Below are 14,351 nucleotides of genomic sequence, written 5' to 3' on the forward strand. Positions count from 1 at the left end.
ATTAATAAAGCGGTATCAATCCTACATCTCTTTTTTGAATGGATTGAATTAATCAGAATTCAACGGCAAAAAAGAGGCAAATGTAGGGAAGTTTTTTATTGTCTTTTTCAAAATCTATAAAGATATCGCTTGCAATTGGAGGAATATCTATGTGTGGAATTGTCGGATTTAATGGCAGTTTAGATGCCAAAGAAATCTTAATTAGAGGACTAGAAAAATTAGAATACCGCGGCTATGATTCAGCAGGGATTGCTCTTTTAAATGAAAATGGCGTTACAGTTTTTAAAGATAAAGGCAGAATAGCTCACTTGCGTGAAATCGTGGATGATCAAGTTGAGGGAACTATCGGCATTGGCCATACGCGTTGGGCGACTCACGGTGAACCAAATCAAGTCAATGCTCATCCCCATCAAAGCGCATCTGGCAGATTTACGATTGTTCACAACGGGGTTATCGAAAACTATTACTTGCTTCAAAGAGAATATTTAAAAGATGTTCCAATGAAATCTGATACGGATACAGAAGTAATTGTTCAGCTTGTTGAATTATTTGTTAATGAAGGATTGTCCACAGAAGAAGCTTTCCGTAAAGCAATCTCACTATTACATGGTTCTTATGCCATTGCCCTTTTAGATAAAGAAGATTTGGATACAATTTATGTGGCGAAAAACAGATCTCCTTTACTTATCGGCGTGGGAGAAGGATTTAACGTTGTTGCTTCCGATGCATTAGCGATGCTGCAAGTGACAAATCAATTTATTGAAATCCATGATGAAGAAATTGTGCTTGTGCATAAAGACAAAGTAGAAATTTCTACTTTAGATGGCCAAAAAATTGAACGCAATCCATATACAGTCGAGCTTGATGCAAGCGATGCCGAAAAAGGAACATATCCTCATTACATGCTGAAAGAAATGGATGAACAACCTGGTGTCGTTCGAAAAATTATTCAACAATACACGAATGATGCTGGCGAATTGATCGTTGATGAAGCAATATTAACGGCATTGAAAAATGCAGATCGACTCTATATTATTGCAGCGGGCACGAGCTATCATGCAGGGCTTGTTGGGAAACAATATTTTGAAAAACTTGCATGTATTCCAGTGGAAGTGCACATTTCAAGCGAATTCGGTTATAACATTCCTTTGCTTTCTGAAAAACCGCTGTTCATCTTCATTTCCCAATCAGGGGAAACAGCTGACAGCAGACAAGTGCTTGTGAAAGTGAAAAAAATGGGCCATCCAACTTTGACGATTACAAACGTAGCAGGCTCTACTCTTTCCCGTGAAGCGGATTACACATTGCTTCTTCATGCTGGCCCTGAAATTGCAGTTGCGTCAACAAAAGCTTATATTGCACAGCTTGCAGTGCTTGCTATTGCCGCTTATGTTACTGGAAAAAGCAAAGGAAATCAGATTGATTTCGATTTAAAAACAGAACTTGCCATCGCTGCAAATGCAATTCAGTCTATTGTCGATTCTAAAGAGGAATTGCATAAAATCTCAAAAGAGTATTTAGAAACTACGCGAAATGCCTTCTTTATCGGACGCAATATCGATTATTATGTAAGTTTGGAAGGCGCTCTAAAACTAAAAGAAATTTCATATATCCAAGCGGAAGGTTTTGCCGGCGGGGAGTTGAAGCATGGAACAATTGCGTTGATTGAAAAAGGAACGCCTGTCTTTGCCCTTGTTACGCAAGAGCCAGTGGCATTAAACATCCGCGGCAACGTAAAAGAAGTGGTAACCCGTGGAGCCAATGCATGCGTGATTTCCATGGAAGGTCTAGATGAGCACGATGACCGCCTTGTCATTCCGAAAGTTCATCAATTGCTAACGCCGATGGTTTCTGTCGTGCCACTCCAATTTATTAGCTACTATGCAGCTCTTGACCGCGGCTGCGATGTCGACAAACCACGAAACTTAGCAAAATCCGTAACCGTAGAATAAATAAAGTAATCAAAAAAGGGGGCGTCTGAAAAGTTGAGACGTCCCCTTTGCGGCTTTAGCTAGTGCTTCGCCGCAGATAAATTGCGACAAGGAGGCGCGTTTTGTGTCCACCGCAGGGAAAGTTTTTAAGAGGATATTACTATAAGAAGTAAGGCTGTTCAGAAAGTGTTCGACTTTCTGGACAGCCTCGTTTTTTATTTTAAAATTATTTCATCTACTGAATAATTTTCAACTTATATTCACATAGTTTTCCTGAGAATAGAGTGAAAAATTTTTAGTACGAACATTTTTTCAGAGGTTTTTCATATTGCTTATTTACACTTCTATTAAAAATCAATATGAACAGGAGAAGATGTATGAAATATTTGAAATTATTGATGGCACTAACATTCTTTTTTACACTGATTTCTACGTCTAGTTACATTGCATTTGCCGATGATGATTTTGGGAAGCATCATGAGCATTACGAATGGGAGTATGGCAAAAAAGAACATATAGACGATCGCTATGAAGATGCAGGAGAAATGATTGGCTGGGGAACCGTTATCACATTTGCAGTGGCTGGGTTAATATTTCCAATGAGAAGATTAACAAAACCGATGATTACGACATTTCCGTCAATTAAGCAATTTTATATATCGATCACGAAATTTTTAGGTAAATACCACATACTGATTGGAATTGCCACTCTCATTTTAGGTATCAGTCACGGAATTCTCATGTACCTTCATGAAGGAAGATTAGAAGATGAAGGGGTAAGTGGGTTAGTATCAATAATTGTATTTACAATAGCTGGTGTTATTGGGTTGATGTTATTTAAAAATAAAAAGGTTAAAAGCTTACGAACAACACATATGACGTTAATCGCTTTTTCAATAGTTATTGGTCTTTTCCATATTTTCATTTCCTAAAAATGTGAATTTAGTTGAGATCTCATTTGATTCGACAAGATTAACAATAAGTCGCAACTAAAAAAGCCTTGATACAGCCCAATTCTTGCTGTAACAAGGCTTCTTCTTTATTAAGATAAAGTATAGGATTTAGTATCAAAAGGAATTTCCTTCACATCGTTCAGCTTGTTAACGTAAAGAGCCATAGCATGGGCAACGTTTGATAGAAGGCCGATAAATTTGAATAATAAATCGCTAACCGGGTTTTCTTTATGTACATGATACAAGGCGCGGTAAACAAGCTTTGCATCATTTCTCACACGATGCAAATGTAGTGCTGCCAGACATCCTTGTGGTATGACGAAATGTTTCATTGCTTCGCCCACTTGTCCGCTATAATAGTCGTACCGTGAGCTTAACCATTCAACATCTTCTTCCGTGATAGCCAGGTTGCCCCGAACAGAACCATTGGCGTGATACGTTAATTGCTGCAGGCGAATAAGATCATCTTTTATAATTTGTTCATGCTCTTTGGTTAAATAGGGAATCACCATGCCAATGCTGACAGTTAAAGCATCTGAAAGCACTTCATAATCCACTTTGCAGCTTTTTTCTTTCATATAGCTATAACAAATATAACGTAAATCTTTTTTCATTGAATTTTACTCCTTCACTATGTTAATACATCAACAGGCATCATCTGTTTTTTCTTCGTTAAAGGTTCTTGATAAATGATGGATTTCACCTGAAATGTTTTGGCAATATTTTCAGTATTTAACGCGTCAGAAGGGGCATTATAAGCCACAAACTTTCCATTTTTTAAAAAAATACATTGGTCACAAATGCGGGTAGCTAAATTGATATCATGAATGGCTGCTATGACCGTTTTTCCTTCCTGTACGAGAGAATGAAGAATGTCCGTTACAATGACTTGATAGTAAATATCTAAGTCAGAAGTCGGTTCATCTAATAGTAAAATATCTGTTTCTTGAGCAATGGCTTTTGCTAAATAGACAAGCTGCCGTTCTCCTCCAGATAAAGAAGGGACAAATCGATGTTTCAAATGGCTGATGCCGACTTGCTCCAACGCTTTTTTGACGGCCAGCTGATCGGCTTTCATCCAGCGGGAAAACCGTTTTTTGTGTGGATAACGCCCCATTTCGACCACTTGTTGCACAGTAAAATTCGTTTCTAATGTGGTCGTTTGGGGCATATAGGTGATGCGTTTGGCGATTTCCAAAGGTTTCAGCTGTCGAAGGGACCGATTAAAAATTTTAATGTCTCCGCTATCAATCCGATTAATGCCGGCCAAACATTTTAATAAGGTAGATTTTCCCGTTCCATTCGGTCCAATGAGGGCAATAAACTTCCCTTTTTCAACAGTGAAGGAAAGGTTATTAAAAATGGTTCGGGCATTCCGATGAAAGGTTAAAGATTGAATTTCAAGAGCCGCTTCATTCATAAAAGTCCCTCCATTTTTTTCTGGCGCAATATTAAGAAAATAAAATATGGAGCGCCTAAGAATGCAGTAATGATCCCAATTTGAATTTCAGCTGGGCGAATAACGAGGCGCGCGATTAAGTCAGCCAATGTTAAAAATAATGCACCACCTATCAGACTGGTTGGTATCAAATAACGATGGGTTGGCCCAATCAACAAGCGAATCATATGAGGAACAATTAAGCCGACAAATCCAATGGCGCCAGTCAAAGAGACGCAAACCCCTGTTAATAAAGAAGCGCTAATTAATAAAATGGTGCGTGTCCGTTGCACATGGATGCCCAAGTTTTTCGCTTCCTCTTCCCCAAGCAATAAAATATCCAACTGCTTGCGGTAGCTGAATATGAGAATATTGCAAAGGATAAAAGGGAGGATTAACAGCTTTACATCATCCCAATCCCGTCCATTTAAATTGCCCATAAGCCAGTATAGAATTTGCTGCAATTGGCCGTAGCTCGCGTATGTAATAATAAGAGAACTGCAAGCGGAAATGAACGAACTGATGGCGACCCCTGTTAAAAGAAGAGTTAACATGGATGTTTTGCCGTTTGATGTAGAAATGATATAGACAAGAAGCAAAGTGAGGAGAGCCCCTAAAAAACCAAAGACAGGAACAAAAAAGGTACTGATATGGGATAATCCAAAATAAATAGCAATGACTCCTCCTAAAGAGCCTCCTGATGAGATGCCAATGATGCCCGGTTCTGCCATCGGATTGCGGAATAAGCTTTGCATGACCACCCCACACACAGCTAAACTGGCACCAACAATGCTTGCTACAATGACACGTGGCAAGCGAATATAAAGCAAAATCTGTTCAAAGGTAGAGTCCGTTTCAAAATAGAAAAAAGGAAGTTTCGCCAAAAAAACTTGAACGGTTTCAAAAAAGGGAATCGTCACGCCACCGAAACTCGTGGCGATGACGATACTGAATAGAAATAATATAAAACTGGCGATAAAAAAGACGGGCATTTTCAGTTGCTTCATCTTTTGTTACTCCTTAGATAAAATCGCAGCCATTTCTTCTGCTCCTTCGATTACATAGTGGGAGGCAGTGGTTACATTGGCGCTGTCTAGCACATAAATCTTATTGTTTTTAATAGCTGGCACGTCTTTTAGTGCAGGGTCTTTTTTCCATTCTGTTACGAAAGCCGGCTCCCCATTGTTTGTAGTAGACCCCCAGGCAGTTGTAAAAATCACATCTGGTTTTAATTGAACCAATACCTCTTTTGAAATTTCCGGGTAGTCAGGGTAGGATTCGCCTACAATCCCCGCTTCCGATACAACATTAATTCCGCCGGCTAATTTAATCATTTCACCGATTGTGGTATTGTCTGTCACACTGGAGGAGTATTCCGTGTAATAAAGAACGCGGGGTTTATTTTCTTTTTTGTCCGCTTTTTCTTTTAATGCATCGATTCGTTTTTGAATATCCGAGATTAAGTTATTCGCTTTTTCTTGTTCTCCGACAATTTTCCCCAGCGTTTCAACGGTTTTTAAAATACCTTCAAAGGAAGTGTCATCGATGACTTGGAATGTTGTAATTCCGGCATTTTCTAATTGATTCAATACATCTGGATTAACGTAAGAAGGAATAATCACTAAATCTGGCTTTAATGCTAAAATTTGCTCGGCTGTTACGGTTTCAAATTTCGTTTCAATTGAATCGGTTTTGCCTGCAACATTGGAAATCGCTGGATCACTAGAAATCGCTGTGACGCCTACAAGATTTTCAGAAGGTACTAAATCCACCAGCAATTCATCGACAGCTAAAGCAGTCGAAACAATACGTTTCGGTTTTTCCGAAATGGTAATTTCCTTACCACGGCCATCTGTCACCGTCAGCGGATAAGCCGATTGTTTAGCTTGTTCGGATGGTTGATTTGTCGAATTTTCATCATCATTATTGGCAGTATCGGTATTACAAGCTGTTAAAAATAATAAAAGCAATATGGGTAGTAGCAATTTGGTGAATTGATTCATCACAAATCTCCTTTTCTATAAAATTTTTTATATGTTTAGTGTGGCCACACATTAAACCAAAATAAAAAGCCTATATCCCAAGTGGGAATACAGGCGTGAAAGCGTTAAAAAGCACAAAAAAGCATAACTTGCTTGCACCCGTTCTTTTCCCACCCGAAAAGACGTTTGCAAAGTGTTTAAGCAGGCTTCCTGACTCGGACTTCCTCTTACTCCTAACCCTTCCCGAATGTAACATTCAGTGGTTACTGTTAGTTTCATCCATCCTCACAGTAGCGGGGGCTGTACTAGATTTTCACTAGTTTTCCTTTTACCTCTTCCAAGAAGAGCACTTAAACACCCTCGATATGAAATTAACTATAATCTAGCATAAATCATTTAATAAATGCAATAGTATAACAAAACTTTACATGATTGCACCACATCGGATATACTAATCAGCAGTTTTTCTTTTTGGGAGGGAAGATATCTATGGCAAAAGACTGGCGTTATATTAGTTATCCGTTTATGCGGGAGAAAAGTTGCTTGGTAGATTATGAAATTATGACAGACAGCTTAACGACAAAAATAGGAGATTGCATAAGTGTAAGCAAAAATGAACATAAGTTTGAAGAAATCACTCAAATTTTAAGAAAAATCCAACCGTTAGCTTATCATGCAAATGGATCTGTAAGAGGTCGTTTAGCGATTACAGAAGAAGATTTAATGTGGCTGGAATCTGTATATGATGATTTTGTCGAACGAGCAGGCGAGACAAATAAGCAATTCGTTTTGCCACAAGGTTCTGAGTTGGCGACGCGATTGCATATTTGTCGAAGTGAAGCGAAAAAGAGCTATCGTGCTTTACACAAAGTAAGCGAAGAGAGAGAAGTGCCGGAAATTTTGTTTCAGTTTTTAGGACTTTTAGCGAATGTATTTTTTGTAATGGCAATTGAAGCGAATAAATTAACTAAAACCGAAGAAATCCCTTTTATCAGCAAATCTTATGGAAAAACTAAATAAATAGTTTATAGATAGCCCAAATTTATATATATGGCAAGTTAGTTAAGAGAATACTAGATGAAAACGATTTGTAAATATTTTAGATTTACTTTTTAAGATTGTAAGCATGAATTTTATATGATAACATACACTATATATTGTGTAGTTTAAAATTTAATAACACAAAATGTTGAGTATAAAGTTATGGTGGTAATTTTTAATACCTTAATAGGGAATCCAGTGAGAATCTGGAGCTGCCCCCGCAACTGTAAGTGTGGACGAATTAGCAAACCACTGTATCGATTTACTGAAAGGTGACGATACGGGAAGGGCTATAGTAGGAGGATACACGAGCCAGGAGACCTGCCATACTTTGTAGTTTCTATTCTTCGGGGTGTGAGAAGGAGAAACGATAGGAAAAGATATATTTTACATATGTTTTATTTCTGTCGTATTCTTCCTTTTTCCGTCTATTCCCCGAGAATGACGGATTTTTTATTTTTAGGGAGGAATTAAGGTGACAAGAAATCAAAGTATTGAACAGGAAACACTTTCTGAATTCATCGATCGTATTTTTAATGATTTCAAGTTGGCATCAGACCAATACAAAGAGAAGATTCGAAAAGCAGGAGTAACCAATCCATTCGATGAGAGAGATGCAGATATTTTAATTAAGTATGCTCTTGAAAATATTGATGAAGCAAATACAGAATGGACCTATATTGCAGCAAGAATTTTTTTACAAAATCTTTATTATAAAGCAGCAAGAAACAGAGGATATGAATTTAATCATAATCGTACTTATGGATCGTTTTATGATTTGATTCGGATATTGACCGAAAAAGGAATCTATTCCGAAAAGTTATTAATGAAATATACAAAACAAGACATTGAGTATTTTGAATCAGTTATTGAACCTAAACAGGATTTGTTATTTACATATCCAGCTATTCTATCTTTGGCAACCCGTTATTTAGCAAAGGATTATGAGAAAAATGTTTATGAATTGCCACAAGAACGCTGGATGATTATTGCGATGTACCTTATGCAAGACGAAGATAAATCCATGAGAAATGAGTATGTAAAAGAAGCGTATTGGGCTTTAAGCAATCTGTATATGACTGTTGCGACCCCAACACTTGCAAATTCCGGAAAAACACATGGGCAGTTATCTAGCTGCTTTATTGATACTGTAAATGATAGCTTACAAGGAATCTATGATAGTAATAGCGATGTTGCCCAGCTTTCTAAAAATGGAGGCGGTATCGGTGTTTATATGGGGAAAATTCGTGCAAGAGGTAGTTCCATCAAAGGATACAAGGGCATGTCAAGTGGTGTTATACCATGGATTAAGCAATTAAATAATACAGCAGTCAGTGTTGATCAGCTTGGTACAAGAAAAGGCGTTATTAGTGTGTATTTAGATGTATGGCATCGTGATATAGAAGATTTCCTTGATTTGAAACTCAATAATGGTGATGAACGGTTGCGTGCGTATGACATATATACAGGAGTATGTATACCCGATTATTTTATGGAACAGGTAGAAAAACGGGGAGATTGGTATTTATTTGATCCATATGAAGTGAAACAAGTGATGGGTTACTCGCTAGAAGACTTCTATGATGAAAAGAAGGGCGATGGACAGTGGCGTAAAAAGTATCAAGAATGTATTCAAGCCAATCTTTCTTCCAAAAAAAGAATTCCAGCAATAGATATTATGAAGCGAATCATGAGATCCCAATTAGAAACTGGCGCACCGTTTATGTTTTATCGTGATGAAGTCAACCGCCAAAATGCCAATTCCCATCAAGGTATGATCTACTGTTCAAATTTATGTACGGAAATTGCGCAAAATCAATCTCCAACAGAATTTATTGAAGAATATATCGAAAACGAAAATATAATTGTAAAAAAATATAAAGCTGGTGATTTTGTTGTTTGCAATTTGAGTTCTATCAATTTAGGCCGTGCTGTACCTGATAATGTTTTAGAACGTTTGATTAAAATTCAAGTTCGCATGTTAGATAATGTAATTGATATTAATACGCTGCCAATTAAACAACCAGAAATCACGAATAAAAAATACCGGGCCATTGGACTTGGAACATTTGGTTGGCATCATCTATTAGCTTTGAAGAATATTGAATGGGAATCAGAAGAAGCAGTACAATATGCAGATGAACTTTATGAAAAAATAGCTTATTACACGATTCGAAGCAGTATGGAGTTAAGCAAAGAAAAGGGCAGTTATCCATTATTTGAAGGAAGTAAATGGAGTTCTGGTGAGTATTTTATTTATAAAGGTTATACAGACGAACGATGGATGCAACTTCAAAAAGATGTTAAAAAATATGGAATTCGAAATGGATATTTAATGGCCATTGCACCTAATGCGACAACTTCGATTATTGCAGGTTCCACCGCTAGTATTGATCCTATCTTTAAACCTTTTTATATTGAGGAGAAAAAGGATTACCGAATTCCGACAACTGCACCTGATTTAAATCATAAAACGTATAATATTTATCGCCGTTCAGCTTATATTGTGGACCAAAGATGGTCAATCAAACAAAATGCTGCTCGTCAAAAACATATCGATCAAAGCATTTCATTTAATATTTATGTTCCAAACACGATAAAGGCATCAGTGCTTTTAGATCTGCATTTTCAAGCATGGAAATCAGGTTTAAAAACAACCTATTATGTTCGCTCTACATCGAATGAAGTAGAAGAATGTGTGTGGTGTCAAAGTTGAAGGCTTTAATAGCTTATTTATCTTATAGTGGAAATACAAAAGAAGTTGCAGAAATTATTGAGGAAGTATTAAAAGAAAAGAAATTTCAAGTGGATATGCATCGAATCGGAGTCAATTTGCCAATCAATCTTAAAATGTACGATTTAATATTTATTGGTACTTTTACTTGGGCAAAGGGTGCATTACCTATTGAAGTTAAGGATTTTGTATGGGAAATAGGCTATAAACCAAAAAATATTGCAGTATTTGGTACTGGTGATACTCAGTTTGGGGGCGATGAATTATTTTGCTTAGCGGCTGTGAAATTAGCAAGATTCTACAATAGTCGTTGGGAACCTTTAAAAATTGAACAATCTCCTAGAGGAAGTCAAGAAAAAATCGTAAAAAAATGGATAGAAGGGATTGTTAAAGATGTCACCAAACTTGCTTGAAAAGGTAAAAACATTAGATCCAATGAATCCAAATCGAGCAACTGCACTGTTTGGAGGAAAATCGAGTGGTATTTTAAATTGGAATAATATTAAGTATCCGCATTGGTATAAAACATATAAACGCTTGTTAAGTAATTTCTGGAAGTCTGATGAAGTGAATATGTCGAATGATGTGAAGGAATTTCCAATGTTATCAACGGAGGAACAAGATACGTTTTTAAAAGTAATTAGCCTTTTAGCGACATTAGATTCATCGCAAACAAGGACCATTCTACTCACATCCTTATATGCCACAGATCCATCAGTACAATCTATTTTAGCTGTCATTGCACAACAAGAAGCAGTGCATAATGAAAGCTATTCTTATATATTATCTTCCGTAGTATCGTTAGATAAACAAAATGAAGCTTTTGAAATTGGTAGAAGTGATCCGATTTTACTTAAACGTAATCAAAATATAATGGAGATATATAATCAATTTGTCGAGAAGCCATCTTTAGAAAATATATTAAAAACATTAGTATATTCCACAATACTTGAAGGATTATTCTTCTATTCAGGTTTTGCTTTCTTCTATAATTTAGCGCGCCAAAACAAAATGGTTGGAACATCTACAATGATTAGTTACATTAACCGAGATGAATTAGAACACGGTCGTTTTATTTGTGAATTAGTTCGGGCAACATTGGGAGAAAATCCTGAGCTAAATACAAAACATTTTACTGATTGGGTTTATGAACAATTTAGAAATTCTGTAGAATTGGAAGTGGAATGGTCTCACTATGTGTTAAATGGTGTAGAAGGCATTGATTTAGATGAAATGGAAGGTTTTATTAAATATAGAGCGAATAAAATGTTACGAATGATAGGATTAAGTGAAATATACGCAATGCATATTAATAATCCAATGAAATGGATTCGTGCATATGTAGATAATTTTGATGAAACAAAAACGGATTTCTTTGAACAAAGAAATCGTCAATATACGAAGATTAGTGATTTGAATGGTTTTGATGAACTCTAAAAATTATTAATATTAAAAATCCAAATCTCTGAAGGGTGTACTAATATTTTTAGCAGCCCTTCTTTTTTTGTTGAGATAAGTTTGAGTATATATGCCTATCATTTTTTATACTAGTATGTTCAAAAATGTTAGAGTTGTTGAAATAAACTTTGGTGCTCTGATTTCTAGATTGAAATTTTATGTATAAATCCAATAGTAAATTTCCATAATTAAATCAGGATTTTAAAAATTGTTAAAAGGTAGGGATTATTTTTGGGAGAAAGTAAATATGCAGAATTAAATGAAGAACAACTCAAGGAAATAAAACGACTAGAGGAAAAATTAAATGTAACACTAATTGCATATGAAAATTCAATATTAGAAAGTCAAAATCAATTTGATATCACAGCGAATTAAATTGAATGGATATTGTTATTGACAAGTAGAAAATACACATATTTGGTGAAGGTCTCTAATTTAAAGAAAAAGGTTCGATTGAAAATGAAGAATATCCATAGGCCTTCACCTATCCCTTCACTTGAGATTTTCAGTATTCAGGAAGAACCATCCCCTATCAGCAAAGCATCCGTGAATTCTGCCTTCCTTGTCTCCATTATGGTTTTCTCTTTATACACGCCCACATAGCAGATATCCCCGTATGATTCAAAATCTATCGATATTAGTCAAAATGAAATGATAGAGAAAAGCATGCATGAAATCGAAATTTTAGATGACAGAGAATTTGATGATTTATATAATCAATTGGATGTTGCTCATCAAATGATTGTGGACGGAACTATTCGCGAATACGTGGACTGTGTCAGCAGCGCCTGCGAAAGCAAAATTCCATGCAATCAATGACCGATTATATGAGAATGCCTGGAAGTCGCAATTTTTATCCAGCTTGATGATGCCGATTATGCAGTTTATCGGAAATTTTGGCTATGTAGCTGTGTGTATTGTTGGTGCTTACCTTGTTACAACTGATGCCATCACCATTGAAACGATTGTGGCGTTTATAATTTATATTCGTCTATTTACTCAGAAACCCAATTTGCTCAAGTGGGAACAAATTTACAATCGGCGCAAGCGGCCAGTGAGCGGGTATTTGAATTTTTGGAAGAAAAAGAATTGGATGCGGAACATCCGAAACTTGCAAAAGTGGAGCATGTTAAAGGGGAGATAGAATTTAAAAATGTGCAATTTGGATACCGCCAATGGACAAAAACAATGATTAACGATTGCCCGTGTAATGATAAAAAATGCGCCGTTATTGATTTTAGATGAAGCAACGAGTTCTGTGGATACACGGACAGAACTACAAATTCAGCGCGCTATGGAACAATTGGAAACAGGAAAAACGTCCTTTATTATTGCCCATCGTCTTTCAACTATTAAAAATGCGGATTTAATTTTAGTCATGAAAGATGGAGAAATTGTGGAGAAAGGAACCCATCAAGAACTTCTTGATAAAAATAGATTCTACGAAGAATTGTATAAAAGCCAGTTTGAACAAGTATCGTAACTGTTTCAAACTAAAATATGGTATAATTAGTAAGCGAGTTTTTGACGTACACTTGACATAAAACGGTTTTTGCATTGTTTCTGCAAGTGAAACGATAAAATATTGAGCGGAGGATTTAAATGAACAAAATGAATATGCCAAAAATGATGAAGATGATTACTATTCCGTTAGCTTTAAGTGCCATGCTAGTAGGATGTTCAAACGGAGATGATGAATCAGTAGCAACGGTGAATGGAGAAAAAATCACAAAAGCGGAATTAAACGAAGCTCTCACGGAACAATATGGACAAGAAGTATTAAATAATTTAATTGCCAATAAAATTGTGGAGTTAGAAGCGAAAAAACAAAAAGTTTCCGTAACGAAAGACGAAATTGAAGCGGAGTATAAAGACTATGTGGACCAATACGGAGGGGAAGAAAGTTTCAAACAATTGCTTTCTTCTTATAATATGGATGTAGAGGATGTAAAGAAAGATATTAAAAATTATTTACTAACAAAAAAAGTAATGGAAGACTATGTTGACATTAAAGACGACGAATTGAAATCCTACTTTGAAGAAAATAAGGATTCCTATAATCAAGCAGAACAAGTTGAAGCAAGCCATATTCTAGTGGACGATGAAAAAACAGCTAAAGAAGTCATTAAAAAATTAAATGATGGAGAAGATTTTGCTAAACTTGCAAAAGAATATTCCACTGATACAGGTACAAAAGACAAAGGTGGCTACTTAGGCTACTTTGGCAGAGGCGAAATGGTTGAAGCCTTTGAAAATGCTGCATTCTCCATGAAAGTAGGTTCCATTTCCAGAGAGCCAGTCAAAACTGATTTTGGTTACCATATCATAAAAGTGACAGACAAAAAAGAAGTAAAAGAAGCCAAATTTGAAGATGTGAAAGACAAAGTATATCAAGATTTATTAGAACAAAAAGTAAACGAACAATATACAAAATGGCTATCCGAAAAAATGGATGAATATAAAATTGAAAACAAATTATCAGGCGATAATAAAGATAAAAAGGATAAATAATTAAAGGGGGCTGTTCAGAAAGTGTTCGACTTTCTGAACAGCCTTACTTCTTATAATAATATTCTCTTAAAAACTTTGCTCCTGCAGTGGTCACAAAACGCGCCTCCTCGTCGCAATTTATCTGCGGCAAAAACTCTAGCTAAAGCCGCAAAGGGGGCGTCTTGAAATGACTTTTCAGAAGCCGCCCTTTTTTTGCCATTAAAAAACGGCCGTCTTATTTTGGAATAATTTATGGCAGAGATGAAAAGGATTTGTAAAATATCCCCCACTTCCCAAATGTTTTACAGTTACTTTAATGTTTTT

13 protein-coding genes, 1 pseudogene and 2 riboswitches are annotated in these 14,351 nt (G+C 36.1%); of the genes and pseudogenes, 10 read left to right on the top strand and 4 right to left on the bottom strand.

What is annotated here, in order from left to right; genetic code table 11:
- Positions 1-149 precede the first annotated feature (149 nt).
- A complete protein-coding gene (glmS, locus tag DKZ56_RS03605) occupies positions 150-1,952 on the top strand; it encodes a glutamine--fructose-6-phosphate transaminase (isomerizing) (RefSeq protein WP_208651341.1) in 1,803 nt (600 codons plus the stop codon).
- A 356-nt stretch (positions 1,953-2,308) separates the two neighbouring features.
- Positions 2,309-2,863, top strand: a complete 555-nt coding sequence (locus DKZ56_RS03610) for a hypothetical protein (protein WP_208651342.1) — start codon at positions 2,309-2,311, stop codon at positions 2,861-2,863.
- 110 nt (positions 2,864-2,973) lie between these two features.
- Here DKZ56_RS03610 and DKZ56_RS03615 read toward each other — a convergent pair whose 3' ends face one another.
- The 4 genes from DKZ56_RS03615 to DKZ56_RS03630 are packed head-to-tail and all read right to left on the bottom strand — an operon-like array spanning position 2,974 to position 6,325.
- Positions 2,974-3,498, bottom strand: coding sequence for an ATP:cob(I)alamin adenosyltransferase (locus DKZ56_RS03615; protein WP_208651343.1), 525 nt, complete (start codon positions 3,496-3,498; stop codon positions 2,974-2,976).
- A 17-nt stretch (positions 3,499-3,515) separates the two neighbouring features.
- The gene (locus tag DKZ56_RS03620) at positions 3,516-4,304 is read right to left on the bottom strand and encodes an ABC transporter ATP-binding protein (RefSeq protein WP_208651344.1); all 789 of its coding nucleotides are present in this window, start codon (positions 4,302-4,304) and stop codon (positions 3,516-3,518) included.
- A complete protein-coding gene (locus DKZ56_RS03625; RefSeq protein WP_208651345.1) occupies positions 4,301-5,329 on the bottom strand; it encodes a FecCD family ABC transporter permease in 1,029 nt (342 codons plus the stop codon). The genes DKZ56_RS03620 and DKZ56_RS03625 overlap by 4 nt, the downstream gene beginning before the upstream one ends.
- 6 nt (positions 5,330-5,335) lie before the next feature.
- Positions 5,336-6,325 carry an ABC transporter substrate-binding protein gene (locus DKZ56_RS03630; RefSeq protein ID WP_208651346.1) on the bottom strand — a complete coding sequence of 330 codons (990 nt, stop codon included), beginning with the start codon at positions 6,323-6,325 and terminating at the stop codon, positions 5,336-5,338.
- A 162-nt stretch (positions 6,326-6,487) separates the two neighbouring features.
- Positions 6,488-6,673, bottom strand: a riboswitch (cobalamin riboswitch).
- Positions 6,674-6,793: 120 nt separating this feature from the next.
- Between DKZ56_RS03630 and DKZ56_RS03635 the strand changes: the two genes are divergently transcribed.
- From DKZ56_RS03635 to DKZ56_RS03665, 8 genes and pseudogenes are all read left to right on the top strand, one after another.
- Positions 6,794-7,324: a hypothetical protein gene (locus tag DKZ56_RS03635; protein WP_208651347.1), complete on the top strand. Its 531-nt coding sequence runs from the start codon at positions 6,794-6,796 to the stop codon at positions 7,322-7,324.
- 166 nt (positions 7,325-7,490) lie between these two features.
- A riboswitch (cobalamin riboswitch) is annotated at positions 7,491-7,688 on the top strand.
- 177 nt (positions 7,689-7,865) lie between these two features.
- The gene (locus tag DKZ56_RS03640) at positions 7,866-10,061 is read left to right on the top strand and encodes a ribonucleoside-diphosphate reductase subunit alpha (RefSeq protein ID WP_425471048.1); all 2,196 of its coding nucleotides are present in this window, start codon (positions 7,866-7,868) and stop codon (positions 10,059-10,061) included.
- Entirely contained in the window at positions 10,040-10,492 is a 453-nt protein-coding gene (locus DKZ56_RS03645; protein WP_181733300.1) for a flavodoxin, read from the top strand. The genes DKZ56_RS03640 and DKZ56_RS03645 overlap by 22 nt, the downstream gene beginning before the upstream one ends.
- The gene (locus DKZ56_RS03650) at positions 10,473-11,516 is read left to right on the top strand and encodes a ribonucleotide-diphosphate reductase subunit beta (RefSeq protein WP_141603256.1); all 1,044 of its coding nucleotides are present in this window, start codon (positions 10,473-10,475) and stop codon (positions 11,514-11,516) included. The genes DKZ56_RS03645 and DKZ56_RS03650 overlap by 20 nt, the downstream gene beginning before the upstream one ends.
- A gap of 252 nt (positions 11,517-11,768) precedes the next feature.
- On the top strand, positions 11,769-11,912 hold the full coding sequence (locus DKZ56_RS03655; protein WP_208651349.1) for a hypothetical protein: 144 nt from the start codon (positions 11,769-11,771) through the stop codon (positions 11,910-11,912).
- A 291-nt stretch (positions 11,913-12,203) separates the two neighbouring features.
- A complete protein-coding gene (locus DKZ56_RS15480; RefSeq protein WP_245989590.1) occupies positions 12,204-12,356 on the top strand; it encodes a hypothetical protein in 153 nt (50 codons plus the stop codon).
- Positions 12,328-13,020, top strand: a pseudogene (locus DKZ56_RS03660) (ABC transporter transmembrane domain-containing protein); the annotation flags it as partial. The gene DKZ56_RS15480 and the pseudogene DKZ56_RS03660, both read left to right, overlap by 29 nt.
- A 119-nt stretch (positions 13,021-13,139) precedes the next feature.
- Positions 13,140-14,048 (top strand): peptidylprolyl isomerase, encoded by a 909-nt coding sequence (locus DKZ56_RS03665; protein ID WP_245989591.1) that lies wholly within the window; start codon positions 13,140-13,142, stop codon positions 14,046-14,048.
- Positions 14,049-14,351: the final 303 nt, after the last annotated feature.

Source organism: Ureibacillus thermophilus (assembly GCF_004331915.1).
GTDB lineage: Bacteria > Bacillota > Bacilli > Bacillales_A > Planococcaceae > Ureibacillus > Ureibacillus thermophilus.

Excerpts from the sequence above, each read along its gene's own strand:
- DKZ56_RS03665 (WP_245989591.1), top strand. The coding sequence starts at position 13,140 with ATGAACAAAATGAATATGCCAAAAATGATGAAGATGATTACTATTCCG.
- DKZ56_RS03615 (WP_208651343.1), bottom strand. The coding sequence starts at position 3,498 with ATGAAAAAAGATTTACGTTATATTTGTTATAGCTATATGAAAGAAAAA.
- DKZ56_RS03645 (WP_181733300.1), top strand. The coding sequence starts at position 10,040 with ATGTGTGTGGTGTCAAAGTTGAAGGCTTTAATAGCTTATTTATCTTAT.
- DKZ56_RS03625 (WP_208651345.1), bottom strand. The coding sequence starts at position 5,329 with ATGAAGCAACTGAAAATGCCCGTCTTTTTTATCGCCAGTTTTATATTA.
- DKZ56_RS03630 (WP_208651346.1), bottom strand. The coding sequence starts at position 6,325 with ATGAATCAATTCACCAAATTGCTACTACCCATATTGCTTTTATTATTT.
- DKZ56_RS03635 (WP_208651347.1), top strand. The coding sequence starts at position 6,794 with ATGGCAAAAGACTGGCGTTATATTAGTTATCCGTTTATGCGGGAGAAA.
- DKZ56_RS03610 (WP_208651342.1), top strand. The coding sequence starts at position 2,309 with ATGAAATATTTGAAATTATTGATGGCACTAACATTCTTTTTTACACTG.
- DKZ56_RS15480 (WP_245989590.1), top strand. The coding sequence starts at position 12,204 with ATGCATGAAATCGAAATTTTAGATGACAGAGAATTTGATGATTTATAT.
- DKZ56_RS03620 (WP_208651344.1), bottom strand. The coding sequence starts at position 4,304 with ATGAATGAAGCGGCTCTTGAAATTCAATCTTTAACCTTTCATCGGAAT.
- glmS (WP_208651341.1), top strand. The coding sequence starts at position 150 with ATGTGTGGAATTGTCGGATTTAATGGCAGTTTAGATGCCAAAGAAATC.
- DKZ56_RS03650 (WP_141603256.1), top strand. The coding sequence starts at position 10,473 with ATGTCACCAAACTTGCTTGAAAAGGTAAAAACATTAGATCCAATGAAT.